This window comes from Streptomyces sp. NPDC038200 (assembly GCF_055600785.1).
Genome location: NZ_JBVJYH010000011.1, coordinates 210,984 through 236,973 on the forward strand (window position 1 = coordinate 210,984; position 25,990 = coordinate 236,973).

Sequence of the window (25,990 nt, forward strand, 5' to 3'; positions counted from 1 at the left end):
GGTCCTAACCTGGACCCCATGTCAGCGATCCGTCTCCTGGTGCTGGGCGCGGTCCGCCAGCACGGGCGGGCCCACGGCTACCAGGTCCGCACCGACCTGGAGTACTGGGGCGCGCACGAGTGGTCCCACGCCAAGCCGGGCTCCATCTACCACGCCCTGAAGCAGATGGCCCGGCAGGGACTGCTGCGCGCGCACGAGATCGCCCCGTCCACGGCCGGCGGCCCGCCCCGTACCGAGTACGAGGTCACCGAGCAGGGCACCGAGGAGTACTTCACGCTCCTGAGGGAGGCCCTGGTCGCCCGCGACCGGAGCATCGACATGCTCTCCGCGGCCATCGGCTTCATGGTCGACCTGGAGCGCGCCGAGGTGGTGGCCCTGCTCCGGGAGCGGCTGCGCAGGCTGGCCGAGTGGCGTGGTTCCGTCACCGAGCACTACATCCCCGAGGACGGCCCGGAGAAGCTCGGCCACATCGGGGAGATCATGAAGATGTGGGTCCATGCGGCCGACGGCGAGGCCGCCTGGACCCGGGGCCTGATCGAGCGCATCGACAACGGCGCGTACACCTTCGCGGGCGAGGGCGAACCGTTCGTCGGCGTGCTCGCCGAGGGCCGGGACAACCCGTACGCCACGGGGGAGCGGCACCCGGACGACTCGCGTTAGTGGTGGAAGCTCGTGGCCGCCTCCTTGTCCCGGGACAGCGGGTGCTGCTGCCGGCGCAGCTCCGGCAGCAACCGGGTCAGGTCGTCCATGAACAGGTCGGCCAGGTCGTGCGAGAAGCCGTTGCGGCACACGACCCGCAGCACCGACAGGTCCTCCCGGTTCGCCGGGAAGGTGTAGGCGGGCACCAGCCAGCCGCTCTCGCGCAGCCGCCGGGAGACGTCGAAGACGTCGTACGCCGTGACGCCCTCGGCCGTGGTCAGCGCGAACACGGGCAGCTCGTCCCCGCGGGTGAGGAGCCGGAAGTCGCCGAGCGCCTCGATCTTCCCGGCGAGCGAGGTCGCCACGTCCCGGGTGGACTGCTGCACCGCCCGGTAGCCCTCCCGGCCCAGCCGCAGGAACGTGTAGTACTGCGCCACCACCTGGGCGCCGGGCCGGGAGAAGTTCAGCGCGAAGGTCGGCATGTCCCCGCCCAGGTAGTTGACGCGGAAGACCAGTTCCTCCGGCAGTGCCTCCGCGTCCCGCCACAGGGCCCAGCCCACGCCCGGGTAGACCAGCCCGTACTTGTGCCCGGAGGTGTTGATGGAGGCCACCCGCGGCAGCCTGAAGTCCCACACCAGGTCCTCGTCCAGGAAGGGCGCCACCATCGCGCCGGACGCGCCGTCCACGTGCACCGGGACGTCGAGCCCGGTGCGCTCCTGGAGGGCGTCCAGGGCCGCGCACAGCTCGGCGACCGGCTCGTAGGAGCCGTCGAAGGTGGAGCCGAGGACCCCGACCACCCCGATGGTGTTCTCGTCGCACAGTTCGGCGGCGGCCTGCGGGTCCAGGTGGTAGCGGTCGCCCTCCATCGGCACCAGCCGGGCCTCCACCTCCCAGAAGTTGCAGAACTTCTCCCAGCACACCTGGACGTTGATGCCCATGACCAGATTGGGCCGCGCGCCCGGATACCGGTCCGCGTTCCGCTTCGTCCAGCGCCGCTTCAGCGCCATTCCGGCGAGCATGCACGCCTCGCTCGACCCGGTCGTGGAACAGCCCACCGCGGCCGACGGGTCGGGCGCGTTCCACAGGTCGGCGAGCATCGCCACGCAGCGCCGCTCCAGCTCGGCCGTGCGCGGGTACTCGTCCTTGTCGATCATGTTCTTGTCCCGGCACTCCGCCATCAGCACCCCGGCCTGCGGTTCCATCCAGGTGGTGACGAAGGTGGCCAGGTTCAGCCGGGAGTTGCCGTCCAGCATCAGCTCGTCGTGCACCAGCTGGTATGCCGTGGACGGGGGCAGCGGGGCGTCCGGGAGCCGGTGCGTGGGCGGGGCCTCGACCATGCCGCCGACCGGGTTGGCCTCCCCGAAGAACGGGTTGACCGACACCTTCCGTTCCTCGTGCTGCGCGGGACCTTTGTGCAGGGCCATGGGGGTGCCTCCAAGAGGGAGAGGAGAGTCAGCGGAGAGGAATGCCGTCTTTGCGCAGTTGCATCTGCGGGCGGCCCGTCACCAGCAGCCAGGCCGGCAGCGAGGCGGTGCACAGGAGGGTGAGGACGCTGGGCGAGTCGACCAGCACGGCGGCGGTGAACAGGCTCACCCAGCCCTGCCGGGTGATCGCCAGGAGCATGCCCAGGACCCCGGTGGCCACGCCCAGCGAGGGATGCACGGCCGGCACGAGCGCGTGGGCGCACAGGCCCAGGGCGGCGCCGACGAAGACCGCGGGGAAGATCCGGCCGCCCCGGAAGCCGCAGGACGCGGCGACGAGCAGCGCGGCCAGCTTGACCACGGTCATCACGGCGAACTGCCCCGCCGACCAGCCCTCCGGATCGCGGGCCAGCGCCCCGATCTCCGACAGCCCCTTGAAGAGCGTCAGATGGCCGCCCACGGCCGCCAGGGCACCCAGCAGGACTCCGCCGGCCGGAAGCATCAGCATCGGGTGCCGCAGCCGCCGGAAGCCCGCGTGGACGTAGGGGAAGGCACGGACGGCGCACATGCCGAGGAGCGCGGCCGCCGAGGCGATCACGAGCGCCGCCAGCAGGTCCCGCGCGCGCGGGTGCCCCATGGGCGGCAGGTCCAGGTCGAAGGTCGGATGGGCCACCAGGGTCGTCGTCATGGCCCCGCACGCGCCGGCGGTCAGCGGCGCGAACAGGTTGTCCCAGAGCCGGCCCTGCGTCGGCTGCCCGGCCAGTGCCTCGGAGATGACCAGTGCCGCCGCCACCGGCGTGCCGAACAGCGCGCCGATCGTCGCGGCCTCGGCCAGCACGGGCCACAGCGTGCCCGGGTGCCGGGGCAGGAAACGCCCGCCCAGCCAGGCGGCCAGGGTCACGTTCGCGGCGATGATCGGGTTCTCCGGGCCGAGGCTCGGGCCGCCGGCCAGCATCAGCCCGGTGGCCAGCACCAGGCCCGGCAGCACGGCCGGCGGCAGGACCGGGGCCTCCAGCCCGAGGGTGGCCGGGTCGGGACCGGCGTGCCCGGGGAACTTCCAGACCACCAGCCCGACGGCGACCCCGGTCGCCACGAGCATGACGAACATCCAGAGGACGGAGTAGCGCCCCACGCCGAGCGCGTCGGGCAGGGGCCCCCAGAGCACGTGCTGGAGCTGCTCCGCGGCCGTGCTCACTCCGACGAAGACCAGGCTGGCGACCACCCCCACGACGACCGCGGGCAGGATGAACGGCAGCAGAGCCCGTGCCGGGGCGGTCGGAGCGCTCCGGGGCGCCGGCTGCGTCGTCTCCTGGGCCACGGGCTCACCATAAGCGGACAAAAGGAACACAACATCCCGGCGGACCCGGCTTGCACCTCACGCCGCGTGAGGCCTCAGCGTGGACGCGTACCGACGACAAGGAGCGGAAAGTGAGCTACTCCGTGGGACAGGTCGCGGGGTTCGCCGGAGTCACGGTGCGCACCTTGCACCACTACGACGAGATCGGCCTGCTGGCCCCCGGCGAGCGGACGTACGCCGGCCACCGCCGCTACGGCGACGCCGACCTCGACCGGCTCCAGCAGATCCTGTTCTACCGGGAGCTGGGCTTTCCGCTCGACGAGATCGCGGTCCTGCTCGACGATCCGGACGCGGACCCGCGCACCCACCTGCGCCGTCAGCACGCCCTGCTGACCGACCGGATCGAGAAGCTGCAGAAGATGGCCGCGGCCGTGGAGCACGCCATGGAGGCACAGAAGTTGGGGATCAATCTGACGCCGGAGGAGAAGTTCGAGGTCTTCGGGGACCAGGATCCGGACCAGTACGCGGAGGAGGTGCAGGAGCGCTGGGGCGACACCGAGGCCTACCGGGAGTCGCAGCGCCGGACCGCCTCGTACACCAAGGAGGACTGGAAGCGGATCAACGAGGAGATGGGCGCGATCCACGGCCGGATGGCCGGTCTGCTCGCCGAGGGCGTTCCCGCCTCCTCGGAGGCGGCCATGGACGTCGCCGAGGAGCACCGGCTGTTCATCACGCGCGCGTACTACGACTGCGCGCACGCGCTGCACGCCTGCCTCGGCGAGATGTACGTCGCCGACGAGCGCTTCACCGCGATGTACGAGGTGATCCGGCCCGGCCTCGCCGTGTACATGCGGGACGCGATCGTGGCGAACACCGCCCGGCACTCCCCGTCCTGACGTCCCGGTCCGGGCCCTCGCCCGGACCGGGACCACCGGCGTCCCCCGGCCCGGTCGCGGTGTCCGGGCCCCTGAGTCACAGCTTGCTCCCAGCAGTCCCCCAGGGCGTCCTGGAGCCGACGGTGGAACCTGGGGCGGTCACATCACGTTGATAGCTTTGTGCGGCAGCCCATCGACGTACAGCCGCCTTCACCCCTCAGGAGCCCGGACCCGTGATGACACTCGCCCTCGGCCCGAGCTGGCTGGATCCCAACTATCTGCTCGACACGTACAGCATCTGGGGCCTGCTGCTCATCGTCTTCGCGGAGTCCGGCCTGCTCATCGGCTTCTTCCTGCCGGGCGACTCGCTGCTGTTCACCTGCGGCCTGCTGATCACGTCCGGGGACCTGGACTTCCCGCTGTGGGGCGCGATCGCCCTGATCTGCGTCGCCGCGATCCTCGGCGACCAGGCGGGCTACATGTTCGGCAAGAAGGTCGGTCCGTCCCTGTTCAACCGCCCGGACTCCCGCCTGTTCAAGCAGGAGAACGTCACCAAGGCGCACGAGTTCTTCGAGAAGTACGGCCCGAAGTCCCTGGTCCTGGCCCGCTTCGTGCCCATCGTGCGCACGTTCACGCCGATCATCGCGGGCGTCAGCGGCATGAAGTACCGCTCGTTCCTGGTCTTCAACGTCATCGGCGGCGTCCTGTGGGGGGCCGGTGTCACCCTGCTCGGCTCCTGGCTCGGCAACGTCGGCCTGGTCAAGAACAACATCGAGGCGATCCTCATCCTGATCGTCCTCGTCTCGGTGATCCCGATCGCGATCGAGTTCCTGCGGGCCCGCGGCAAGAACAAGAAGGCCGAGCGCACCGGGGAGCCCCTGCCGGCGGCCCCCCGGCAGCACACCCCGCAGCAGGCCCCGTACCAGCCGCAGACCCCGTACCGGCAGCCGCCGGTCATGGACGACGCGACGACCCGGCTGCGCCGCATAGAGCCGGAGCACCAGCAGCAGCCGGAGCACCAGCAGCAGCCCCAGCAGGACTGGAACCAGCAGCAGTACGGCGAGCAGCAGCAGTACGGCGAGCAGCACTACGGGGAGCAGCAGTACGGCGACCACTCGTACGGCGACCAGCAGTACCAGCAGCAGCCCTACCAGCAGCAGTACGCCCCGCAGCAGGAGCAAAAGCAGTACGCCCCGCAGCAACAGCAGCCCTACGCCCCGCGGCAACAGCAGCAGCCGTACGCGCCGCAGCGGCAGCCGTACAACGACCAGCAGCAGTACCCGTACGACTACGACCAGGGCGACCACCGCGCCCCGTGAGGCGGGGGCCGGCCGGCCCGCGCGCAGGACGCGCCGGGGGCTAGAAGCCCCTCGTCCGCTTGGCGGCCCGGCGCTTCTTGGCGGAGCCCACGCGCAGGAACAGCCGTGAGATCTCCGATCCCAGGTTGACCCCGATGGCGATGGCCATGGCCAGCGACGCGGCCTTGGCCAGCGACACCAGGCCCTTGTCCATGTCGTTCTGGGCTATGGACAGCAGCCCGAAGTACGTCGCCGAACCGGGCAGCAGCGGCCCGATCGCCGCCGTCGTGTACGGCAGCGCGGAGGCGAACCGGTACCGGGACAGCAGCTGCCCGAACAGCCCCACGAGGCCCGCCGCCACGGCCGTGGAGGCCACCGGCGAGATGTCGCCCACGTAACGCATCGCGCCGTACACCGACCAGGCGACACCCCCGTTGAGGGTCACCCAGAGCACGGTGGATCGTTCCTGCTGGAGCAGCACCGCGAAGGTCAGCGACAACAGCATCGAGGCCGCGATCTGGATCAGCGGCCGATCCGAGATGCCCAGCGTCGCGTCCGGGTTCAGCTTGCCGCCCACCTTCACCCCGAAGTACAGGACGACCAGCACCCCGACGACGATGCCGACGAAGAAGTACATGACCTCCAGCAGACGGGCGGAGGCGGTGATGTAGAAGCCGGTCAGCCCGTCCTGCACGCCCGCCACCAGCGCCCGTCCGGGCAGCAGCGCGAACAGCCCACCGGTGACGACGGCGGCTCCCTTCACGTCCACGTGCGCCAGCGTCAGCGCCACTCCGATCGCCGCGGGCGGCATCGCGGCCACCGTGAACTGGTAGAACTCCGGCAGCCCGCGCCCCGCGCACAGCCAGGCCAGCCGGTCGCCGAGCATCGCGCCCAGCGCCGCCGCCACGAACACGATCACGTCACCGCCGACCAGCACCGAGGCCGCACCCGCGAGCAGCCCGCTCGCCAGGGTCAGCGCCCAGCCGGGGTACGGGTGCCGGTTGCGGCGGATCTCCGCCAGCCGCCGGTAGGCCTCCTCCAGGGAGACATGGGTCTCCGGGTCCGTGAGGTCGTCCACGAGCCGGAAGACGGCCGCCAGGCGCGTGTAGTCGGTGCCCCGCCGCCGGACCGTGCGGGACGACGTCACCGGGTCCTCCACCAGGGACGGCTGGTGCGAGATCGACAGCAGCGTGAAGGTGACGTTCGGCTCGCACCGGTCCAGGCCGTAGGACCGGCACACCGCGAACATCGCGGCCTCCACGTCCTCCGCGCCCTCACCGCCGGCCAGCAGCAGCTCGCCGATACGCAGGGTCAGGTCGAGCACGCGCGGGACGGCCGGGCCGCCCTCCTCCTCGCGCTGCACCGGCTCCGGCGCCGGCCGCTCGGCCACCGGCATGCGCAGCATGGTGCGCATCCGGTCCTGCCAGGGCGCGTCCTTGACCAGGCTGACCAGCGGCACCCCGGTCGCGGGCGTGAACGCCACCAGACCGTCCTGCGCGCTGTAGGTCTTCGGCGCGGTGAACGCCGACCCCTCCGGCTCCGCGCTCGGCGGCTGGGGCGTCTCCAGCCCCGCCGGCACCGCGAACTCCGAGGTGGTCTCCGCCTCGCCCCCGGCCCGGGGGACGTCCAGACCCTCCGGAATGGCGAACTCGGACGTGATCTCCGGGTCGTACCGCGCCTCGTCCGACCGGGGCTTGCGGTCCTCCGCCTCCGTCACCTCGCACCGCTCCCTGGAATGACACCTTCCGTCAGCATCAGTATGCGCACACGTACCCAGCCGGGCCGCATGTGTGCGCACATGCGAACGGGCCGCACGCGTGCGCGTGCGGCCCGTCGCCGGGAGCGGAAGGCTCAGTGGCCGCCCTGCTCCTTGAAGCGCTTGTACGAACGCTCGATCTCCACCTCGGCGTCCGTCCGGCCCACCCAGTTGGCACCCTCGACCGACTTGCCGGGCTCCAGGTCCTTGTACACCTCGAAGAAGTGCTGGATCTCCAGGCGGTCGAACTCCGACACGTGGTGGATGTCGCGCAGGTGCTCCACACGCGGGTCCGTGGCCGGGACGCACAGCAGCTTGTCGTCGCCGCCCGCCTCGTCCGTCATCCGGAACATGCCGATCGCACGGCACTTGATGAGGCAGCCCGGGAAGGTCGGCTCGTCCAGGATGACGAGCGCGTCCAGCGGGTCACCGTCCTCGCCGAGGGTGTTCTCGACGAAGCCGTAGTCGGTCGGGTAGGCGGTCGAGGTGAAGAGGCGACGGTCCAGGCGGATCCGACCGGTCTCGTGGTCCACCTCGTACTTGTTCCGCGAACCCTTCGGGATCTCGATCGTGACGTCGAACTCCACCGGTGGCTCCTCCATGATCAACACATAGTTCTGGTGGTTAAGTGTCCCTCACGCAGGTGTGTGATCGCGAAAGGGGCTGGTGGTCGTGCCAGAGCTGAGGCCTTGGCGAGCCGCGGGACCGCAGGTGCAGCGGATCGCGAACGCCGTACGACCGCGTCTGGCGAGCGCGGTGACGGCAGCCGGGCCGCGGATCGCGCGGCTGGCGAAGGCCGTGCGAGTCGGACCGGCGCACCTCCCCCGTCTCCCCCGTCCGCGGACCGTCAGGACCTGGCAGTACACCGCGGGCGCCGCCACGGCCGGTCTGGTGCTGGCCGCCGGAGCGGTGACCTTGGCCGGTCCCTGGGACGCCACCGGTCAGCGTACGGCCGAGCGGGACCGGGCCGCCGCCCTGGAGCGGTCAGGTGGCGCAGATCACGGCCGCTCCGGCACGGCCGTGACCGCGTCCCCGGCCGCGCCGAGCGCCGAGCCCGTCCTGACGGGCCTGGGCGGCACCACCGGCGCCGTGGGCACCAAGAAGACCGCCCCGGACGGAAAAGCCCTCTCGGACGTCCTGGGGCCCCTCCTCGACGCCCCGGAGCTGGGCGGCAGCCACGCGGCGGCCGTCGTCGACGTCGCGACCGGCGAGCACCTGTACGACGACGACGCGGGCAAGGCCCTCACCCCCGCCTCCACCACCAAGATCGCCACCGCCGTCGCCGCCCTGTCCGCCCTCGGCCCCGACCACCGCCTCACCACCCGCACCGCCCTGGAACCCGACACCCGGGAACTCGTCCTCGTCGGCGGCGGCGACCCCACCCTGACCGCGCACACCAGGACCGGCGGCTGGGCCGGCCTGCGCGCCCTGGCGGCCGACACCGCCACGGCCCTGGGCAAGCGGAACATCCACAAGATCACCCTGTCCTACGACGCCACCCTCTACGCCGGTCCCGCCCTGCACCCCATCGGCGTCAACGACAACCTCGCCCCGGTCAGCGCCCTCACCGTCGACGAGGGCCGCACCGACGGCTCCGCCGCCGGCCCGGCGACCCGGGTGAGCGACCCCGCGGCGGACGCGGCGGCCAAGTTCGCGGGCTTCCTGAAGGACGCCGGCGTCACGACCACGCCCCCCGGCCCCTCCAAGGCCAGCACGCGCGCGGAGACCCTCGCCACCGTCTCCTCGCCCCCGCTGTCCGCCCTGGTCGAGCGGATGCTGACGAACAGCGACAACGACATCGCGGAGGCCCTGGCCCGGCACACGGCCCTGGCGAGCGGCCGGCCCGCGAGCTTCGCCGGCGGCGCCGGCGCCGTCGCCACCCAGCTGCGGGGGCTCGGCCTGCCGATGTCCGGCGCCTCCTTCCACGACGGCAGCGGCCTCGACCGCGCCGACCGGCTGACCGCCGACCTGCTCACCGCCCTCCTGGCCAAGGCGGCCGACCCGGACCGCCCCGGCCTCCGCCCCGTCCTCACCGGCCTCCCCGTGGCCGGCTTCACCGGCACGCTCAGCAGCCGCTACACCGACGGGGCCTCCGGCGTCGTACGCGCCAAGACGGGCACCCTGACCGGCGTGAACACCCTGGCCGGCACGGTCGTGGACCAGGACGGCCACCTCCTGGCCTTCGCCTTCCTGGCCTCCGACACGACGGACGCCCTGGGGGCCCAGTCGGCCCTGGACAGGACGGCGACGGCACTGGCGGGATGCGGCTGCCGCCAGGACGCCGCCGGGTGACAGGCGCCCGTCCCCGCGCCGCCACCGGCCCCGCACGGCCTGCCCCGAGCGGGGCCGCTCACGTACGGTTGACGACATGACGAGCTTCGGTGGCACCGCATCTCCCGGGATGGTCGACTGGAACCTCGCGGTGGCGACCGCGACCCGGCTCGTACGACCCGGCCCCGACGTCAGCCGCGACGAGGCCCGCGCCGTCGTCGCGGAGCTGCGCCGGCACGCGAAGGCCGCGGAGGAGCACGTCCGGGGCTTCACGCGTATGGCCACCGAGGAGATCCACGACACCCCGGTCCTCGTCGTCGACCGCCCCGGCTGGGTCCGGGCCAACGTCGCCGGCTTCCGGGAGATCCTCAAGCCGCTCCTGGAGAAGATGCAGGCACGGCGCGGCGACAACCCGGGCAGCGCGGTCCTCGGCGCCGTCGGCGGCAAGGTCACCGGTGTGGAACTCGGCATGCTCCTGTCGTTCCTGTCCTCCCGTGTCCTCGGCCAGTACGAGACCTTCGCCCCCGCCGCCCGCGACCTCCCGGCCGGCGAGAACGGCGCCGGCCGGCTGCTGCTCGTCGCGCCCAACATCGTCCACGTGGAGCGCGAACTCGACGTCGAACCGCACGACTTCCGCCTGTGGGTGTGCCTGCACGAGGAGACCCACCGCACCCAGTTCACCGCCGTCCCCTGGCTGCGTGACCACCTGGAGGGCGAAATCCAGTCGTTCTTGGCGGAGACCGACGTCGACCCGATGACCTTCCTGGAGCGCATGCGGGAAGCCGCCCAGTCGCTGGTCGGCGGCCGTCCCGAGGGTGAGGAGGAGGACGGCGGACGCTCCTTCGTGGAGCTGGTGCAGACCCCCGCCCAGCGGGAGATCCTGGGGCGGCTCACCGCCGTCATGTCCTTGCTGGAGGGCCACGCCGACTACGTCATGGACGGCGTCGGGCCGAGCGTCGTGCCGACGGTCGCCGAGATCCGTGAGAAGTTCCAGCAGCGCCGCGCGAAGGGCGCCTCCCGTCTGGACCTCGCCCTGCGCAAGCTGCTGGGTCTGGATGCAAAACTGAGGCAGTACCGGGACGGCGAGCGGTTCGTGCGGGCCGTCGTCGACCAGGTCGGCGTCGACGGCTTCAACCGCGTGTGGACCTCACCCAACACCCTGCCCACCAAGGCGGAGATCGCCAAACCGGCGGACTGGGTCGCACGGGTGCACCGCAAGGCCGAGTCGTGAACGACGCGGGGAAGGCGTGAAGCGAATCCGGCCGACGGCAGGCGAACGCCCCTTCAATCACCCGTCCGAGGGACCGTGAGCCATGCGTAGGCGTGCAATGCTCGGGGAACGGCCTGCTTCTGTCACCATCTACACACTCTGAGTGACCGGCTCGGGCTCACCCCCCGAAAACTTCATGAAGGGAACCGGACATGGGTCCCCATCCTGCGGTCGCGGCGATACGCCTGGCGGTCCGCCGCGTACTCCACGACATCCTGAACGGCCATCCGACGGCCGAGCGGCCTCCCTCCCCGCTCGTCCTCGTCGCGTGTTCCGGCGGCGCCGACTCCATGGCGCTCGCCTCCGCCCTCGCCTTCGAGGCCCCCAGGCTCGGCATCCGCGCCGGCGGGGTCACCGTCGACCACGGCCTCCAGAGCGGCTCCGACCTCCGCGCCGACGAGGTCGTCCTGCGCCTGCGCCAACTGGGCCTCGACCCGGTCGAGTCCGTCGCCGTGACCGTCGGCCGCGAGGGAGGCCCCGAAGCCGCCGCCCGCGACGCCCGCTATGCCGCCCTGGACGCCCTCGCCGAACGCCACGGCGCCACCGCGGTCCTGCTCGGCCACACCCGCGACGACCAGGCCGAAACCGTCCTGCTGGGCCTCGCCCGCGGCTCCGGGATCCGCTCCCTGTCCGGCATGGCCGCGGTCTCGGGGGCCGGCGGCCGCTACCGGCGGCCCTTCCTCCACCTCGACCGGCAGACCGCCCGCAAGGCCTGCATGGTCCAGTCCCTGCCCGTCTGGGACGACCCGCACAACGCCGACCCGGCCTACACGCGCTCCCGGCTCCGGCACGAGGGCCTGCCCGCCCTGGAGAAAGCCCTCGGCAAGGGCGTCGTCGAGGCGCTCGCGCGCACCGCCCAGCTCTCCCGCGACGACGCCGACGCCCTGGACGCCTGGGCCAGGCAGGCCGAGGCCTCCGTCAAGGACGCCACCGGGCTGCTGGAGTGCGCCAAGCTGTACGCCCTCCCGCCCGCCGTACGCCGCCGCATCCTGCGCCGCGCGGCCATCGAGGCCGGCGCTCCGGCCGGCGCGCTGTTCGCCCGTCACATCGAGGAAGTCGACCGCCTGATCACGGGCTGGCGCGGCCAGGGAGTCATCAATCTCCCGGGCAAAGTCGTCGCCCAGCGGCAGGGTGGCAGACTGGTGATTCGGCAAGGCTGATTTCCGACCTCTCCCGGAGGGATCCTCCGGCGGGCCGGGCAGCCGTGGGCCGTGGATGCGGCCGAAGCCGGTGGCCGCACACGCGGCCGTAAGTGCGGGACGACCGAAAGTGATGCGGGTGGACGCGAAAGACATGGGTGCCGACCTCCAGCAGGTGCTCATCACCAAGGAAGAGATCGACGCGAAGCTGGCCGAGCTGGCCGCGAAGATCGACGCGGAGTACGCGGGCAAGGACCTGCTGATCGTCGGTGTCCTCAAGGGCGCGGTCATGGTCATGGCGGACCTGGCCCGAGCGCTGTCCACCCCCGTCACCATGGACTGGATGGCCGTGTCCTCCTACGGCGCGGGCACCCAGTCCTCCGGTGTCGTGCGGATCCTCAAGGACCTGGACACCGACATCAAGGGCAGGCACGTCCTGATCGTCGAGGACATCATCGACTCCGGTCTGACCCTGTCCTGGCTGATCAACAACCTCGGCTCCCGCGAGCCCGCCACCCTCAAGGTGTGCACGCTGCTGCGCAAGCCGGACGCCGCCAAGGTCGCCATCGACGTGGAGTGGGTCGGTTTCGACATCCCGAACGAGTTCGTCGTCGGCTACGGCCTCGACTACGCGGAGAAGTACCGCAACCTGCCGTTCGTCGGTACGCTCGCGCCTCACGTCTACGGCGGCTGAGCCAGTCGGCCCAAGTCCGGCCGGACGATCGGGAACCCCAGCGGGGTCCGCGCCGTTGAAGCATGCAGAGACGGGTTTCCCAGCCGTCGAAACAGCTCCGTGCGGCTTCGCGCCACAATGCTGGGGTACCGTCAGAAGAACTGTCTTATCAAACTCACTATGGCAGGAGGGACGGGGCGACACCGCTCCGTATGGATGGACGTGAAGCGATACTTCCGTGGGCCGGTCATGTGGATCGTGCTGGCCGTCCTTGCCGTGGTCGTGTTGATGCAGGTCGTCGGCTCGTCCGGCGGCTACAAGACGGTGGACACCGGCCAGGTCGTGGCGGCGATCAACGACAACAAGGTCGAGTCGGCCAAGCTCACCACCGGTGACGAACAGAGCATCAAGGTCACACTCAAGGACGGCTACAAGGTCGAGGGCAGCTCCAAGATCCAGGCGAGCTACATCGGCGACCAGGGTGTGCAGCTCGCCGGCACGCTGCAGGCCAAGTTCCAGGAAAAGCAGATCACGGACGGCTACACGGTCTCGCCGTCCAAGCAGAACCCGTTCGTCGGCGTCCTGCTCTCCCTGCTGCCCTTCGTCCTGATCGTGGTCGTCTTCCTGTTCCTGATGAATCAGATGCAGGGTGGCGGCTCCCGGGTCATGAACTTCGGCAAGTCCAAGGCGAAGCTCATCACCAAGGACACCCCGAAGACCACTTTCACCGACGTCGCCGGCTGCGACGAGGCCGTCGAGGAACTCCAGGAGATCAAGGAGTTCCTGCAGGAGCCGGCCAAGTTCCAGGCCGTCGGCGCCAAGATCCCCAAGGGCGTGCTGCTCTACGGCCGCCCGGGTACCGGCAAGACCCTGCTCGCTCGCGCGGTCGCAGGCGAAGCCGGTGTCCCGTTCTACTCGATCTCCGGTTCCGACTTCGTCGAGATGTTCGTCGGTGTCGGTGCCTCCCGTGTCCGTGACCTGTTCGAGCAGGCCAAGGCGAACGCCCCGGCGATCGTCTTCGTGGACGAGATCGACGCGGTCGGCCGCCACCGCGGCGCCGGCCTCGGCGGTGGTCACGACGAGCGCGAGCAGACCCTGAACCAGCTGCTCGTCGAGATGGACGGCTTCGACGTCAAGGGCGGCGTCATCCTGATCGCCGCCACGAACCGTCCGGACATCCTCGACCCGGCGCTGCTGCGCCCCGGCCGCTTCGACCGGCAGATCGCGGTCGACCCGCCGGACCTGCAGGGCCGCCTGGAGATCCTCAAGGTCCACCAGAAGGGCAAGCCGGTCGCGCCCGACGTCGACCTGTCCGCCGTCGCCCGCCGCACCCCGGGCATGACCGGCGCCGACCTCGCCAACGTGCTGAACGAGGCCGCGCTGCTCACCGCCCGTGGCGACCAGAAGCTGATCGACAACAGGGCGCTGGACGAGGCGATCGACCGCGTGGTCGCGGGCCCGCAGAAGCGGACCCGGATCATGTCGGACAAGGAAAAGAAGATCACCGCGTACCACGAGGGCGGTCACGCCCTGGTCGCGGCGGCCTCGCCGAACGCCGACCCGGTCCACAAGATCACGATCTTGTCCCGCGGCCGTGCTCTCGGCTACACGATGGTCCTGCCGGACGAGGACAAGTACTCGACCACGCGCAACGAGATGCTCGACCAGCTCGCCTACATGCTGGGCGGCCGGGCGGCCGAGGAACTGGTCTTCCACGACCCGACCACCGGCGCCGCGAACGACATCGAGAAGGCCACCAACCTGGCCCGCGCGATGGTCACGCAGTACGGCATGACCGAGCGCCTCGGCGCGATCAAGTTCGGTGGCGACAACAGCGAGCCCTTCCTCGGCCGTGAGATGGCTCACCAGCGCGACTACTCGGAAGAGGTCGCCGCGCTGGTCGACGAAGAGGTCAAGAAGCTCATCGAGACCGCGCACAACGAGGCCTGGGAGATGCTGGTCGAGAACCGCGACGTGCTCGACAACCTCGTTCTCCAGCTGCTGGAGAAGGAGACCCTGGGCAAGGAGGAGATCGCCGAGATCTTCGCCCCCATCGTCAAGCGCCCGCCGCGGCCCGCCTGGACCGGTTCCTCGCGTCGCACCCCGTCCACCCGGCCGCCGGTGCTCTCCCCGAAGGAGCTGGCACTGACCAACGGGGCGAACGGCGCGACGGCGGCCATCAGCACGGCCAAGTCGACGGCCTCGGAGTCCGCCCCGGTGACGGAGCAGACCCCGGAGGACCGCCCCGAGAGCTGACCGCTTTCCGGCCACAGGGCCGGAATGACTGCCGCGCCCCCCAGGTTCTAGCCTGGGGGGCGCGGCATTTCGTATGTCCGCAGACGGCACGCGTGTGCGCGCGTGAAAGGCACAGGAACGAGGGACCAGATGACCGACCCGGTGACGCTGGACGGCGAGGGCTCCATCGGCGAGTTCGACGAGAAGCGCGCCGAGAACGCCGTACGCGAACTGCTGATCGCGGTCGGCGAGGACCCGGACCGCGAGGGCTTGCGGGAGACGCCGGCGCGGGTCGCGCGGGCCTACAAGGAGATCTTCGCGGGCCTGTGGCAGCGGCCCGAGGACGTCCTGACGACGACGTTCGACCTGGGGCACGACGAGATGGTCCTCGTGAAGGACATCGAGGTGTACTCGACCTGTGAACATCATCTGGTGCCGTTCCGGGGCGTCGCCCACGTCGGCTACATCCCGTCCGAGACCGGCAAGATCACCGGCCTGTCCAAGCTGGCCCGTCTCGTGGACGTCTACGCCCGACGGCCGCAGGTGCAGGAACGCCTCACCACGCAGATCGCGGACTCCCTGATGGAGATCCTGGAGCCGCGGGGCGTCATCGTGGTCATAGAGTGCGAGCACATGTGCATGTCCATGCGCGGCATCCGCAAGCCGGGCGCGAAGACCATAACGTCCGCCGTGCGGGGTCAGCTGCGGGACGCGGCGACGCGCAACGAGGCGATGAGCCTCATCATGGCGCGCTGACCACGCCGGTGAGCGGGGCCGGAGGTCAGGCCACCGGCTCCGCTCCCGTGTGGTTCTGGTCGTCGTCCTCCGGGAGCTTGCAGACCCGCTCCAGGAACAGGGCCGCCGCTATCACGCCGAGGCCGGCCAGGACCGAGAATCCGGCGTAGATCGCCTGGTCCCGGCGGGCCGGGAAGTCCAGCAGCTCCAGCAGGAAGACGCCCGTGCCGCCGTACATGCCGGCGACGAGGGCCGCGACCAGGGCGCTGGCCTGGCCGAAGACGACCGCACGGGCGGCCATCAGCGGGTCGACGCCCTTGGCGCCGGGCCGGCGCTCGCGCTGGGCCTTGAGGCGGGCGCGCAGCGAGAGCGCCGTCGACAGCAGGACCACCGCGATCAGCGCGAGGACGATGGGGGCGGCCAGGGGGACGCTGGGAAGGGTCCCGGCCGAGTTCCAGAGGCGGGCGCCCGCCCAGGACAGGACGCCGGCCACGACGAACACGCCTGCCAGCACCCTGATGCGCAGCTCTCTCACGGTGTCCCTTCAGTTCCCCCGGACCGTCCCGGACGGTGGCCGTCTTGGTCTTGAACCGTCTCGACCTTAACGACTACTCGGGCAGCCGGAGTTCCAGGTCCGCGCGGTGTGCCACACCTTCACGGGTGATGACCGACAGCAGCTCGGACACCGTGCCACGGCCGGGAAGCTGTGCCTGCGGGTCCACGTCGTGCCAGGGCGCGAGCACGAAGGCCCGCTCGTGGGCCCGAGGATGGGGCAGGGTGAGCTGCGGGTCGTCCGAAGTGACGCCGGCGTAGGCGACGATGTCGACGTCCAGCGTGCGCGGTCCCCAGCGCTCGTCCCGGACGCGGTGGAAGGCCTCCTCGACGGCGTGCGCCCGCTCCAGCAGGGAGGCCGGGGGCAGGGTCGTCTTGAGGACCACGACCGCGTTGAAGTACGAGGGCTGGCTGCCGGGCGTCACGCCCCACGGCTCGGTCTCGTACACCGGGGAGACGGCCTTCACGCGGACGCCGGGAGTGTCCTCCAGGGCGTCGACGGCGCCCTGGAGGGTCTCCAGGCGGTTGCCGAGGTTGGAGCCGATGGAGATCACGGCCCATTTGGGGTTGCTCAGCGTCGTGTCGGCGGCGTCCACCTGCTCGACGACCGAGGCGGGCACCGGCTGGACGGTCGGGTCGCTGTGACCCTGGCGGAAAGGTCGGGTCATACTCGGCTCCGGGTGATGGTGACGGTCACGTCGTCGAAGGGGACGGTGATCGGCGCGTCCGGTTTGTGGACGCAGACCTCGACCTCCTGCACCCCCTCGTGCTTCAGGCAGGTGTCGGCGATCCGCTGGGCGAGGGTCTCGATGAGGTCGACGGGCTCGCCCTCGACCACGGCGACGACCTCCTCGGCCACGATGCCGTAGTGCACGGTCTTCGCCAGGTCGTCGTCGGCCGCGGCCGGTCGGGTGTCCAGGCCGAGGACGAGGTCCACGATGAAGGTCTGCCCCTCCTCGCGCTCCTTGGGGAAGACACCGTGGTGCCCGCGGGCCTTGAGGCCGCGCAGCGCGACACGATCCACGCGAATCACTCCTGCAATCGTCGGGAACGACCGGCACGTACCGCGTGCGGGCGGCACACCGGTCTCTGACGAATCTACCTGCGGGCACCGACAAAGCCGGGCTGCGGGGGCGCGGACCCGCGCCGGTGCCTGGAGGGTTCACCGGTTGTTTCCCCCGGGGAACCCGGCCCTGTCATGGACTGGTAGCCGCTACTACCCGGAGGTAGGTGATTCCAACCACTTCTGTCAGGTGAGGGGGTCGTCGTCCGGGTTGACGCCGTTCACGCCGGTGTCCGCGTCGTCGCCGTCCTCGCTCTCGGCCAGCACGGGGGAGGCGTGGTGCGACCAGAGCTTCCAGCCGGAGGGCGTGCGCCGGAACACGTTCGTGGCGACGACGAGCTGGCCGACCAGCGGCCCCAGTTCGGCGCCCTCCTCCGGGGCGGGGCCGCCGCTGAGGATGTTCTCCGTGCACGTCACGAGCGCGGTGTCGCCGGTCACGGAGACGTGCACGTCGGTGAGGAAGAACTGGATGTAGTCGGTGTTGGCCATGATCAGCGCGTACGACCTGAGGACCTCGCCGCGGCCGGTGAGCACCGGCCAGCCGGGATGCACGCAGGAGATCACCCCGCTGTCCGCGGGGTCGTGGTACTCCTCGTCCACGCCCAGGTCGGCGGGGGTGAGCCAGAGGGAGGAGACCTCCTCGAAGTCGCCGCGTTCGAGTGCCTCGTAGAAGGCGGTGTTGGCGGCTTCCACCTGCTCGACGTCGGTGTGAGGGGCGCTCACCGGTCTCCTTCCGCTCGGCGTGCGCTGTCCGTGCCCGGAGCCCGGCTCGTGCCGGGTGCCCCGTGTCCGCCGTCCGCGCCGGGCGCCGGGTCTGCCGTACGCGCCCCTTCCACGGCCCTCGCGACCCGCACCGCGTCCGCTGTGGCGCGTACCTCGTGCACGCGCACCGCCCAGGCGCCGGCGTGCGCCGCGAGTGCGGAGACGGCGGCCGTGGCCGCGTCGCGCTCCCGGGCCGGCGGGGGCGCTCCCTCCGGACCGGCGAGGACCCGGCCGAGGAACCGCTTGCGGGAGGCGGCGACCAGCAGGGGGTGGCCGAGGGCGCGCAGGCGGTCGAGGTGGGCGAGGAGGGTGAGGTCGTGCTCGGCCTCCTTGGAGAAGCCGAGGCCGGGGTCGACGACGATGCGGTCGGGGGTGACGCCGCCGGCCAGAACGGCTTCCACGCGTGCGTGCAGTTCGTCCACGACTTCGGTGACGACGTCCTCGTAGGTGCCCTTGACGGCGCCGCCCTGGAGGAAGCCGCGCCAGTGCATGACGACGAAGGGGGCGCCCGCGGCGGCGACGACCGGGATCATGGCGGGGTCGGCGAGGCCGCCGCTGACGTCGTTGACGAGGGCGGCGCCGGCCGCGAGGGACTGTTCGGCGACGGACGCGCGCATCGTGTCGACGGAGACGACGACACCTTCGGAGGCCAGGCCGCGGACCACGGGGATGACCCGCCGCAGTTCCTCGGCCTCGTCCACGCGCGTGGCGCCGGGCCGGGTGGACTCGCCGCCGACGTCGACCAGGTCGGCGCCCTCGGCGACCAGGGCCAGGCCGTGCTTGACGGCGACGGTCGTGTCGAACCAGCGGCCGCCGTCGGAGAAGGAGTCGGGGGTCACGTTCACGACCCCCATGACCGCGCACCGGTCCCATGCCGGAAGGCCGGCCACTCGGCCGCGCCCGCTGAGGTTGTTCATACGTTCAGCGTAGGCCCAGGGCGGAGGCGTGAACGCGCGACGGCCCGGGTGGGAGCCCCTGTGCTGGAGGGGGTGGGGCTCCCACCCGGGCCGGTTCCGGGGCCGCGCCACGGCGTCCGGGCTCAGGCGGCTCGGACGTCCCGCTCGGCCACCGCGTGCGCGCACGGGCTCGCGGCGACCGAGCGGCGCCGGCGCAGGAAGCGCGGGAGCGGCAGGGCGAGGTTGACGAAGCCTTCCGCCTGCATGGCGGCGAAGCCGATGCGGGGCAGGTCGGCGGAGGCCCGGTAGACCACGAACCGCGGCTCCCAGCGGGGTTGGAACTTGGCGTTGAACTTGTACAGCGACTCGATCTGGAACCAGCGCGAGAGGAACACCAGCAGCCCGCGCCAGGCGCGCAGCACCGGACCGGCGCCGATCTTCTCCCCGCGCGCGAGGGCGGAGCGGAACATCGCGAAGTTCAGCGAGACCCGGGCGATCCCGAACTTCGGGGCGGCCTGCAGGGCGGCGACGATCAGCAGTTCGTTCATGCCGGGGTCGGCGCCGCGGTCCCGGCGCATCAGGTCCAGGGACACGCCGTCCGTGCCCCACGGCACGAAGTGGAGGATTGCCTTCAGGTCGCCGTACTCGCCCGGCTCGTCGTCGGCCTTGTGGGCGGTGGCGATCAGGCAGTCGCCGTCGGACGGGTCGCCGATGCGGCCGAGCGCCATGGAGAAACCGCGCTCGGTGTCGGTGCCCCGCCAGTCCTCCGCCGCGAGGCGGATCCGCTCCAGCTCGGCCTCGCCGAGGTCACGGATGCGCCGCACCCGGGTTTCGTAGCCGGCCCGCTCGATGCGCTTGACCATCTGGCGCACGTTGCGCATCGCGCGTCCGGCGAGCGAGAAATCCGCGACGTCGACCACCGCCTCGTCGCCCAGTTCCAGGGCGTCCAGACCGGTCTCGCGGGTCCACACCTCGCCGCCCGTCTCCGAGCAGCCCATGACCGCGGGCGTCCAGGAGTGGGCCTTGGCCTCGTCCATGAAGCGTTCGATGGCACCCGGCCAGGCCTCGACGTCCCCGATGGGGTCACCGCTGGCGAGCATCACGCCGGACACGACCCGGTAGGTGACCGCCGCCTTGCCGCTCGGCGAGAAGACGACCGCCTTGTCGCGGCGCAGTGCGAAGTGGCCGAGCGAGTCGCGCCTGCCGTGCTTCTCCAGCAGGGTGCGCAGCCGGGCCTCGTCCTCCTCGGTGAGGCGGGCGGCCGGGTGCTCGGGGCGGAAGGCGAAGTAGACGGTGGTGACCGCGGTCAGCCAGCCGAGGGCGCCGAGAGAGAAGGCGACCGTCCAGGAGGTGTTGCCGTCGTAGTCGAGGGGGCCCTCGAAGCCGAACAGGCCGTAGACGACGTGCGTCAGCCGGTCGGCCAGGCTCGGGTCGCCGAGCATGCGGTTCGGGTGGGCGCTGACGATGACCAGGCCGAGGAGCAAGGAACCCGCGCTCATCAGGACGAAGTTGGCGAGTGCGCGCCAGCGGCTGCGCGGATCGGGCAGGGCGGCGAACTGGCTCCGGTGGCGCAGCAGGGGCACGAGCAGCGCGACCGCGATGAGCACGCCGATGACCGAGTGCCGGTAGGCGAACTGCGCGACCGCGCCCAGCGGAAGCAGCGCGACCGCCGCGCGCCACGCCCGGCGCTTGCGCCGCTTGAGCCCGTGGGCGAGGAGCAGCAGCAGTACGCCGGAGCTGAGGGAGAGCGCCGCCGCGAAGGGGCCGAACGAGCCGGGCAGCACCTCGGCGATGGCGTGCATACGGCTGTGACGGAAGCGCGGGAACACACCCGCGGCGATGTCCAGAACGCCCACGAGCGCGGCCGCCCTGCCGACCAGAGCGGGGACGGCCTCGGGGCGCGGGCCGCGCAGCACGCGCCGCGCCCGGCTTGATCGGCTCGGAACCCCGCCCGACATTTCCCCATCTATCCTGACAGACATCGCATCCCGTAGTTCTGCGAGAGACCTTGAACCCGGGCCCGGTCGGGCATCCGGCGACATTGCGCCCTCTAGGACGGTGTCTCGGGGAGAGAGGTTCACTCCCCAACGGAAAGTCGGGTCAAAGGCCAAGGAAAGCCCCGGGCAAGCCCTCGCGACGATGCGTGGGCCCGGTACGGGCGGAAAGCGCAGGCAGGAAACAGCCCATGGGTCTCACGAGCAACAAAGTGCTGGTGCTGGCGATCGTGATCGCTGCCTTGCTGTTCATCGGCACGGTATGGCTGTGGCCGCGACTGGCCCGGCAGAGCTGGCGGACCGTCAGCGGAAGGGTCGGGCTGCTGCTGTCGACCCAGTTGGCGCTCTTCGCCTCCGTGGGGCTCGCCGCCAACCAGGCCTTCGGCTTCTACGCCAGCTGGGCCGACCTGTTCGGCAAGGAGACCGAGCAGGGGATCGTCGTCGACCACTCGGTCAACGGCAGCACCGGCGGCCCGCTCCAGGTGGTCTCCACCTCGGACGTGCCCGGCGTGCGCGCCGCGCGGCCGGAGGCGGGCGGGCAGATCCAGAAGGTGGACATCATCGGGCGGACGACCCACATCGTCACGCCGGCGTACGTGTACCTGCCGCCGGAGTACTTCCAGCCGCAGTACCGCACGCGGACGTTCCCCGCGGCGGTCGTGCTGACGGGCTATCCGGGCACCGCGCGGTCGCTGGTGGACAAGCTGAACTACCCGAGCACGGCGCAGCAGCTGGCCAAGGACGGGCGGGCGCAGCCGATGATCCTGGTGATGCTGCGGCCGACCGTGGCGCCGCCACGGGACACCGAGTGCGTGGACGTGCCGGGCGGGCCGCAGGCGGAAACGTTTTTTGCCAAGGATCTGCCGGACGCCGTCCTGAGCCACTACCGGGCCGGGAAGCGGCCGGGCAGCTGGGGCGTCATCGGCGACTCCACGGGCGGCTACTGCGCCCTCAAGCTCGCCATGCACCACCCCGGCGTCTACGCGGCCGGCGCGGGCCTGTCGCCGTACTACAAGGCGCCGATCGACCCCACCACCGGTGACCTCTTCCACGGCGACCGGAAGCTCCAGAACCGCGCCGACCTGTCGTGGCTCATCCAGCACGAGCCCGCGCCGGACACCTCGCTGCTCGTCACCAGCAGCAGGATCGGCGAGCACAACTACAAAGACACGATGAAGTTCATAGAGCGGGTGCAGGCCACGAACCGGACCCGAATCTCCTCGATCATCCTCGACAGCGGTGGCCACAACTTCAACACCTGGCGGCGCGAGATCCCGCCGACGCTCCAGTGGATCAGCGGCCGGCTCACCGACCGCTGAACCGTCGTACCGGCCGACATATCCCTGACGTCCCGTGAATCACGCGGTGTGGCTGTGTTTTTACGGGGCGGGGACCCATGATTCGCCTACGCGCGGTAAGTTTCTGGCCATGCCACGTGGACGCCACCGCCATTCCCCTCCTCTGCACCGGCTGTTGCCTCCTTCGGCGATCGCCGGCGTCTCCGCCGTCTGCGCGCTGGGTCCCTGGGTGTTCTCCGAGGCCACGGTGTTGCGTGCGCTGGCCGCCGCCGCCGCGGTGACAGCGGTCGCCGGTGCCGTCGTGATGCGCCGCTGGGACGCGCAGGCGGGCAAGCACGTCGCCGAGCTCACGCGCGCGCGTGCCGGTGACGAATGGCGGTACGAGGAGCGGGTCGCCGAACTGGAGACCGATCTGGAGGAATCCCGCGAACTGCGCGCCAAGCTGGAGCAGCGTCTGCGCGCCAAGCGGGCCGAACTGGCCAAGTTGCGCAACGAGCACGCGGCCCTGCTGCGCCGGTACGCCACGGCGGAGACCGAGCGTGCGAGCGCCCTGGAGGGGCGGCGGCTGCTGGAGCTCGAAGCGGCGCCGGCCGAAGCGGGCCCCGCACCCTCGTCGTCGCCCGCGCTGCCGCCGGGGCGCGGCAAGGAGCTTCCGGCCGCCGGGGCTCCTGTGACCGCGGCGTCCGAGAGCGCCGAGTCCGAGAGTGCCGCGTCCGAGACCGCGGGGTCCGAGACCGCGGGGTCCGAGAGCGCCGAGGCCCGGGCCGGGGAGTCCGGGGCGGCCACGGACGCCGCCGAGGGCGAGCCGGCGGTGCCGTCGGTGTTCTCGGCCGAGGGGGCCCGGCTGTACGTGCGGGCCCTGACGGCTCTGGCCGGCTTCGACCGGAAGGCCCCGGCCGGGTCGGAGGACGAAGACGTGTCAGAGGCAGAGGCAGAGGCAGAGTCCGGGTCCGATGCCGAAGCCGGGCCCGGGGAGGAGACCGAGGCGGGGCTTGAGGGCCAGGCCGCGCTCAAGGACGCCCTGGTTGCCGAGGCCGGGACCGAAGAGGCCGATTCCGAGGAGGCCGGCTTCGAGAGGGCCGGGACCGTGGCCGCGACCGCGGAGGACCGCTCCGAGGACGCCGAAGCCGTGACCGCGCAGCGCAAGCCCGCCTACTCTGCTGAGCCCGCTGAGCCCGCTGAGCCCGCTGAGCCCGTCGAGTTCACCGAGTCCGCCGAGTCCGCCGAGCCCGCTGACTCTTCCGAGCTCGCCGAGTCCTCTGTGCCTGCCGAGTCCGCGGATGCGGCCGTGGCCGGTACACCGGAGGCGGGCGAGGAGGTGGTCTCCGAGGGCGCCGTCGCCGGGACCGGCCCCGCCGCCAAAGGAGAGCACGCGGCGGACGGCGTGACGGAGGGCGCCGGTGCTCCGTCGGCCGCCGAACTCGCCCGTCCCGTGGGACAGCCTCCCGCCGGCCACTTCACGGTGCCGACCGCGGTGGCCGTCGTACCGGCCGCACCCGCGCGGCGCCCCGTGGTCGAGGGCGGCTTCGACTTCTTCGGCACCGAGAAGGACGCGTCGAAGCCCGTGCTGGACTCGGTTCAGAACGAGGACCTGGCCGACGTGGTCGGCCCCGAGGCCCTCGCCGTGCACAAGGCCGAGTCCGAGGCCGGGTTCAAGCCCGCCGACGAGCGGTCCCGGGGCATCGGCCAGGTCATCGACCTGACGGCCCACGACGAGACCGAGCAGATCGACGTACAGGGGTTGCGCAGCGCGGCTTCCTGAGCCGCTGCCGGCCGTACCCACGGCAGCCGGGCCCGGCCTTCCCGCGAGGGGGGCCGGGCCCGACGCGTGAGCGGGCGGTCAGCCGGTGGTCAGCCGGGGTGGTCAGCCGGTGGTCATCCAGCGGTCCGGGAGGGCGTCCCTGCGGCCCGTACGGGACCGCTCCGCCTGCTCGGCCAGGAGCCGCGCCGCGTCGTCCGCGCCCCGCAGACCGGCTGTCACGGTCTTGTCGGCCCCCGTGTCCACGTGGACGTCGGCGAGCCCCCAGGCACGCCGCCAGGGCCCCTGGGTGAGCCGTACGCTCTGCACCTTGGCGTGCGGGACCAGCGAGAGCCGGCGGCACAGCAGGCCGCTGCGGGCGGCGAACACCGCGTCGGTGACCGCGAGCCGGTGCCCGCGCCACCACACCGGCACGCACCACCGGGCCCGGCGCGGCACCGCGGACAGTTCCCGCGGCACCGTCACACCGGGCAGCACGCGCGCGACGACCGATTCGGCGACCGCGCGCGGGGCGACCGGTATCAGCACCGAGTTGGCGGACCCGGCCACGTCCAGCTCCACCCGCACCCAGCCCGGGAACCGCCACAACAGGGGCTCCACGAGCCGTACCGTCTGCACCCGGCCGGGCGGCACCGTCTCGTGCGCACGGTCGAGGAGTCCGCGGTCGATGTGCAGTCCGTCCGGGGACTCGCTCACCGTCCAGTCGAACTCGCCGACGAACCGGCCCACGCTGCTCGCGCCGGCCGCGCCGAGCAGGGGCAGCGCGGAGGCGAGGACGGTCCAGAGGTTGTGCGTGGTGAGCCACAGCACGGTCGGTACGACCAGGGCGGCGCACAGCGAGCCCCAGGTGGAGCCCGTCAGCAGCAGGGAGCGCGCCAGCTCGCGCGGGGGCACCCGCAGCAGCGCGTGTGCCGGCGCTTCTCCGATTTCGCGCGCCGTCTCGGGCGCGAAACCCGCCGCGCGCGCGAGCAGCTCCGCGCGCAGGTCGCGCGCCTCCCGCTCGCCCAGGAAGGCCAGCTCGTCCTTGTCGTCGGTGCCGACGACGTCGATCCGCAGCTTCGCGACGCCCGCCAGGCGCGCGAGGAGGGGGCGGGAGACGTCCACGGCCTGGATGCGCTCCAGCCGGATGTGCGCGGTGCGCCGGAACAGCAGTCCGGTGCGTATGCGCAGTTCGGCGTCGGTGACCGCGTAGTGCGTGAACCACCAGGACAGGAAGCCGTAGAGACCGGCCGCGGGCACCAGCACCGCGACGCCCAGCAGGAGCATGGTGCCGGTCAGCCGCGTGAGCTGCTCCTGTGTGCCGTTCGGGTCGTGCACGGCCCAGCCGGCCAGTACGGCGAGCGGCGCCCATGCCCGGCGGAAGGGGGTGACCGGGTGCAGCCGGCGCTCGGTGACGGGCGGGCGCTCGGCTATGCCACCGTCCCCGCCGTTCCTTTCGTTCTCGCCGTGCCTACCGTCCCTGCCGCCCCCGCTGTCCCTTCCGTTCTCGCCGTCCCCGCCGTTCTCGCGGGCGGCGCGGTCCGGGGACGTCACAGGCCCGCCGATCGTGCCTCGCCCAGCTCGGTGAGCCGGTCGCGCAGACGTTCCGCCTCGGCCGGGTCCAGGCCGGGGATGGTCGCGTCGGTCGCCGCGGCGGCCGTGTGCAGCTGCACGGTGGCCAGCCCGAAGCGCCGCTCCAGCGGCCCGGAGGTCACCTCCACCAGCTGCATCCGCCCGTACGGCACCACGGTCTCCTCGCGCCACAGCACTCCGCGGCTGATCAGCAGGTCGTCGGCGCGCTCGGCATACCGCCAGGAGCGCCAGTTGCGCCCCAGCAGCCGCCAGCACCAGGCGGCGGCCACCGGCGGCAGCAACGCCCAGGCCGCCCAGGCCGGCCCCACGAGCAGCCCCAGCGGCAGTCCCGCGGCGAGCGCGAGCACCCCCGTCCACACCACCAGCAGCAGCCGGCGCACGCGCAGCAGACCGGGCCGCAGCCCGCGCCACACCGGCCGGTCCGCCGGTGCTCCGGTCTCTTCCAGGCTCCCCGTCTCCATGACGCCAGCGTACGTAGGGGAAAC

The 25,990-nt window shown here is 71.8% G+C and carries 23 protein-coding genes; 11 read left to right on the top strand and 12 right to left on the bottom strand.

Features of this window, described 5'->3' with window-relative positions; all coding sequences use genetic code 11:
- Positions 1-18: 18 nt before the first annotated feature.
- A complete protein-coding gene (locus tag ACZ7KF_RS23515) occupies positions 19-660 on the top strand; it encodes a PadR family transcriptional regulator (RefSeq protein ID WP_471078276.1) in 642 nt (213 codons plus the stop codon).
- Here the strand turns inward: ACZ7KF_RS23515 and ACZ7KF_RS23520 are convergent.
- A complete protein-coding gene (locus ACZ7KF_RS23520) occupies positions 657-2,063 on the bottom strand; it encodes a glutamate decarboxylase (RefSeq protein WP_471078279.1) in 1,407 nt (468 codons plus the stop codon). The two genes, ACZ7KF_RS23515 and ACZ7KF_RS23520, sit on opposite strands and share 4 nt — an antisense overlap.
- Before the next feature lie 28 nt (positions 2,064-2,091).
- Positions 2,092-3,378 (bottom strand): ion channel protein, encoded by a 1,287-nt coding sequence (locus ACZ7KF_RS23525; RefSeq protein ID WP_471078282.1) that lies wholly within the window; start codon positions 3,376-3,378, stop codon positions 2,092-2,094.
- Between the two features lie 110 nt (positions 3,379-3,488).
- Between ACZ7KF_RS23525 and ACZ7KF_RS23530 the strand changes: the two genes are divergently transcribed.
- Positions 3,489-4,253 (top strand): MerR family transcriptional regulator, encoded by a 765-nt coding sequence (locus ACZ7KF_RS23530; RefSeq protein WP_471078285.1) that lies wholly within the window; start codon positions 3,489-3,491, stop codon positions 4,251-4,253.
- 212 nt (positions 4,254-4,465) lie between these two features.
- Positions 4,466-5,551 carry a DedA family protein gene (locus tag ACZ7KF_RS23535; protein WP_471078288.1) on the top strand — a complete coding sequence of 362 codons (1,086 nt, stop codon included), beginning with the start codon at positions 4,466-4,468 and terminating at the stop codon, positions 5,549-5,551.
- A 40-nt stretch (positions 5,552-5,591) separates the two neighbouring features.
- On the opposite strand, the gene ACZ7KF_RS23540 is transcribed toward ACZ7KF_RS23535, so the two are convergent.
- Together ACZ7KF_RS23540 and ACZ7KF_RS23545 are read right to left on the bottom strand one after the other, a co-directional pair.
- On the bottom strand, positions 5,592-7,247 hold the full coding sequence (locus ACZ7KF_RS23540) for a threonine/serine exporter family protein (protein ID WP_471078291.1): 1,656 nt from the start codon (positions 7,245-7,247) through the stop codon (positions 5,592-5,594).
- 134 nt (positions 7,248-7,381) lie between these two features.
- Positions 7,382-7,873 (bottom strand): inorganic diphosphatase, encoded by a 492-nt coding sequence (locus ACZ7KF_RS23545; protein ID WP_046730908.1) that lies wholly within the window; start codon positions 7,871-7,873, stop codon positions 7,382-7,384.
- Between the two features lie 124 nt (positions 7,874-7,997).
- Between ACZ7KF_RS23545 and dacB the strand changes: the two genes are divergently transcribed.
- The 6 genes from dacB (at position 7,998) to folE (ending at position 15,630) form a co-directional block, all read left to right on the top strand.
- Positions 7,998-9,578: a D-alanyl-D-alanine carboxypeptidase/D-alanyl-D-alanine endopeptidase gene (gene dacB / locus ACZ7KF_RS23550; RefSeq protein ID WP_471078294.1), complete on the top strand. Its 1,581-nt coding sequence runs from the start codon at positions 7,998-8,000 to the stop codon at positions 9,576-9,578.
- 76 nt (positions 9,579-9,654) lie between these two features.
- Positions 9,655-10,788 (top strand): zinc-dependent metalloprotease, encoded by a 1,134-nt coding sequence (locus ACZ7KF_RS23555; RefSeq protein WP_471078297.1) that lies wholly within the window; start codon positions 9,655-9,657, stop codon positions 10,786-10,788.
- Between the two features lie 191 nt (positions 10,789-10,979).
- Positions 10,980-11,987, top strand: a complete 1,008-nt coding sequence (gene tilS / locus ACZ7KF_RS23560; protein ID WP_471078300.1) for a tRNA lysidine(34) synthetase TilS — start codon at positions 10,980-10,982, stop codon at positions 11,985-11,987.
- 112 nt (positions 11,988-12,099) lie between these two features.
- On the top strand, positions 12,100-12,660 hold the full coding sequence (gene hpt / locus ACZ7KF_RS23565; protein ID WP_471078303.1) for a hypoxanthine phosphoribosyltransferase: 561 nt from the start codon (positions 12,100-12,102) through the stop codon (positions 12,658-12,660).
- 195 nt (positions 12,661-12,855) lie between these two features.
- Entirely contained in the window at positions 12,856-14,895 is a 2,040-nt protein-coding gene (ftsH, locus tag ACZ7KF_RS23570; RefSeq protein WP_471078306.1) for an ATP-dependent zinc metalloprotease FtsH, read from the top strand.
- 129 nt (positions 14,896-15,024) lie between these two features.
- Complete coding sequence (folE, locus tag ACZ7KF_RS23575; RefSeq protein ID WP_471078309.1) at positions 15,025-15,630, top strand: GTP cyclohydrolase I FolE; 606 nt, start codon at positions 15,025-15,027, stop codon at positions 15,628-15,630.
- A 25-nt stretch (positions 15,631-15,655) separates the two neighbouring features.
- Here the strand turns inward: folE and ACZ7KF_RS23580 are convergent, their stop codons facing one another.
- The 6 genes from ACZ7KF_RS23580 to ACZ7KF_RS23605 form a co-directional block, all read right to left on the bottom strand.
- Positions 15,656-16,144, bottom strand: coding sequence for a DUF3180 domain-containing protein (locus tag ACZ7KF_RS23580; protein WP_471078312.1), 489 nt, complete (start codon positions 16,142-16,144; stop codon positions 15,656-15,658).
- 73 nt (positions 16,145-16,217) lie between these two features.
- A complete protein-coding gene (gene folK, locus ACZ7KF_RS23585; protein WP_471078315.1) occupies positions 16,218-16,829 on the bottom strand; it encodes a 2-amino-4-hydroxy-6-hydroxymethyldihydropteridine diphosphokinase in 612 nt (203 codons plus the stop codon).
- Positions 16,826-17,185 carry a dihydroneopterin aldolase gene (gene folB, locus ACZ7KF_RS23590; RefSeq protein ID WP_225824906.1) on the bottom strand — a complete coding sequence of 120 codons (360 nt, stop codon included), beginning with the start codon at positions 17,183-17,185 and terminating at the stop codon, positions 16,826-16,828. Before folB ends, folK begins: the two co-directional genes overlap by 4 nt.
- Positions 17,186-17,410: 225 nt before the next feature.
- Positions 17,411-17,947, bottom strand: coding sequence for a nuclear transport factor 2 family protein (locus ACZ7KF_RS23595; protein ID WP_471078318.1), 537 nt, complete (start codon positions 17,945-17,947; stop codon positions 17,411-17,413).
- Complete coding sequence (gene folP / locus ACZ7KF_RS23600) at positions 17,944-18,903, bottom strand: dihydropteroate synthase (RefSeq protein WP_471078321.1); 960 nt, start codon at positions 18,901-18,903, stop codon at positions 17,944-17,946. The genes ACZ7KF_RS23595 and folP overlap by 4 nt, the downstream gene beginning before the upstream one ends.
- 122 nt (positions 18,904-19,025) lie before the next feature.
- The gene (locus ACZ7KF_RS23605; protein WP_471078324.1) at positions 19,026-20,840 is read right to left on the bottom strand and encodes a phosphatidylglycerol lysyltransferase domain-containing protein; all 1,815 of its coding nucleotides are present in this window, start codon (positions 20,838-20,840) and stop codon (positions 19,026-19,028) included.
- 227 nt (positions 20,841-21,067) lie between these two features.
- Between ACZ7KF_RS23605 and ACZ7KF_RS23610 the strand changes: the two genes are divergently transcribed.
- Both ACZ7KF_RS23610 and ACZ7KF_RS23615 read left to right on the top strand, forming a co-directional pair.
- Positions 21,068-22,195 carry an alpha/beta hydrolase gene (locus tag ACZ7KF_RS23610; RefSeq protein WP_471078327.1) on the top strand — a complete coding sequence of 376 codons (1,128 nt, stop codon included), beginning with the start codon at positions 21,068-21,070 and terminating at the stop codon, positions 22,193-22,195.
- A 109-nt stretch (positions 22,196-22,304) separates the two neighbouring features.
- Positions 22,305-23,936, top strand: coding sequence for a hypothetical protein (locus ACZ7KF_RS23615; protein ID WP_471078330.1), 1,632 nt, complete (start codon positions 22,305-22,307; stop codon positions 23,934-23,936).
- 102 nt (positions 23,937-24,038) lie between these two features.
- Here the strand turns inward: ACZ7KF_RS23615 and ACZ7KF_RS23620 are convergent, their stop codons facing one another.
- Both ACZ7KF_RS23620 and ACZ7KF_RS23625 read right to left on the bottom strand, forming a co-directional pair.
- Complete coding sequence (locus tag ACZ7KF_RS23620) at positions 24,039-25,346, bottom strand: PH domain-containing protein (protein ID WP_471078482.1); 1,308 nt, start codon at positions 25,344-25,346, stop codon at positions 24,039-24,041.
- Positions 25,347-25,462: 116 nt separating this feature from the next.
- A complete protein-coding gene (locus ACZ7KF_RS23625) occupies positions 25,463-25,966 on the bottom strand; it encodes a PH domain-containing protein (protein ID WP_471078333.1) in 504 nt (167 codons plus the stop codon).
- Positions 25,967-25,990 lie beyond the last annotated feature (24 nt).

Excerpts from the sequence above, each read along its gene's own strand:
- ACZ7KF_RS23515 (WP_471078276.1), top strand. The coding sequence starts at position 19 with ATGTCAGCGATCCGTCTCCTGGTGCTGGGCGCGGTCCGCCAGCACGGG.
- ACZ7KF_RS23520 (WP_471078279.1), bottom strand. The coding sequence starts at position 2,063 with ATGGCCCTGCACAAAGGTCCCGCGCAGCACGAGGAACGGAAGGTGTCG.
- ACZ7KF_RS23555 (WP_471078297.1), top strand. The coding sequence starts at position 9,655 with ATGACGAGCTTCGGTGGCACCGCATCTCCCGGGATGGTCGACTGGAAC.
- tilS (WP_471078300.1), top strand. The coding sequence starts at position 10,980 with ATGGGTCCCCATCCTGCGGTCGCGGCGATACGCCTGGCGGTCCGCCGC.
- hpt (WP_471078303.1), top strand. The coding sequence starts at position 12,100 with ATGCGGGTGGACGCGAAAGACATGGGTGCCGACCTCCAGCAGGTGCTC.
- ftsH (WP_471078306.1), top strand. The coding sequence starts at position 12,856 with ATGGACGTGAAGCGATACTTCCGTGGGCCGGTCATGTGGATCGTGCTG.
- folE (WP_471078309.1), top strand. The coding sequence starts at position 15,025 with ATGACCGACCCGGTGACGCTGGACGGCGAGGGCTCCATCGGCGAGTTC.
- folK (WP_471078315.1), bottom strand. The coding sequence starts at position 16,829 with ATGACCCGACCTTTCCGCCAGGGTCACAGCGACCCGACCGTCCAGCCG.
- folP (WP_471078321.1), bottom strand. The coding sequence starts at position 18,903 with ATGAACAACCTCAGCGGGCGCGGCCGAGTGGCCGGCCTTCCGGCATGG.
- ACZ7KF_RS23605 (WP_471078324.1), bottom strand. The coding sequence starts at position 20,840 with ATGTCGGGCGGGGTTCCGAGCCGATCAAGCCGGGCGCGGCGCGTGCTG.
- ACZ7KF_RS23610 (WP_471078327.1), top strand. The coding sequence starts at position 21,068 with ATGGGTCTCACGAGCAACAAAGTGCTGGTGCTGGCGATCGTGATCGCT.
- ACZ7KF_RS23615 (WP_471078330.1), top strand. The coding sequence starts at position 22,305 with ATGCCACGTGGACGCCACCGCCATTCCCCTCCTCTGCACCGGCTGTTG.
- ACZ7KF_RS23625 (WP_471078333.1), bottom strand. The coding sequence starts at position 25,966 with ATGGAGACGGGGAGCCTGGAAGAGACCGGAGCACCGGCGGACCGGCCG.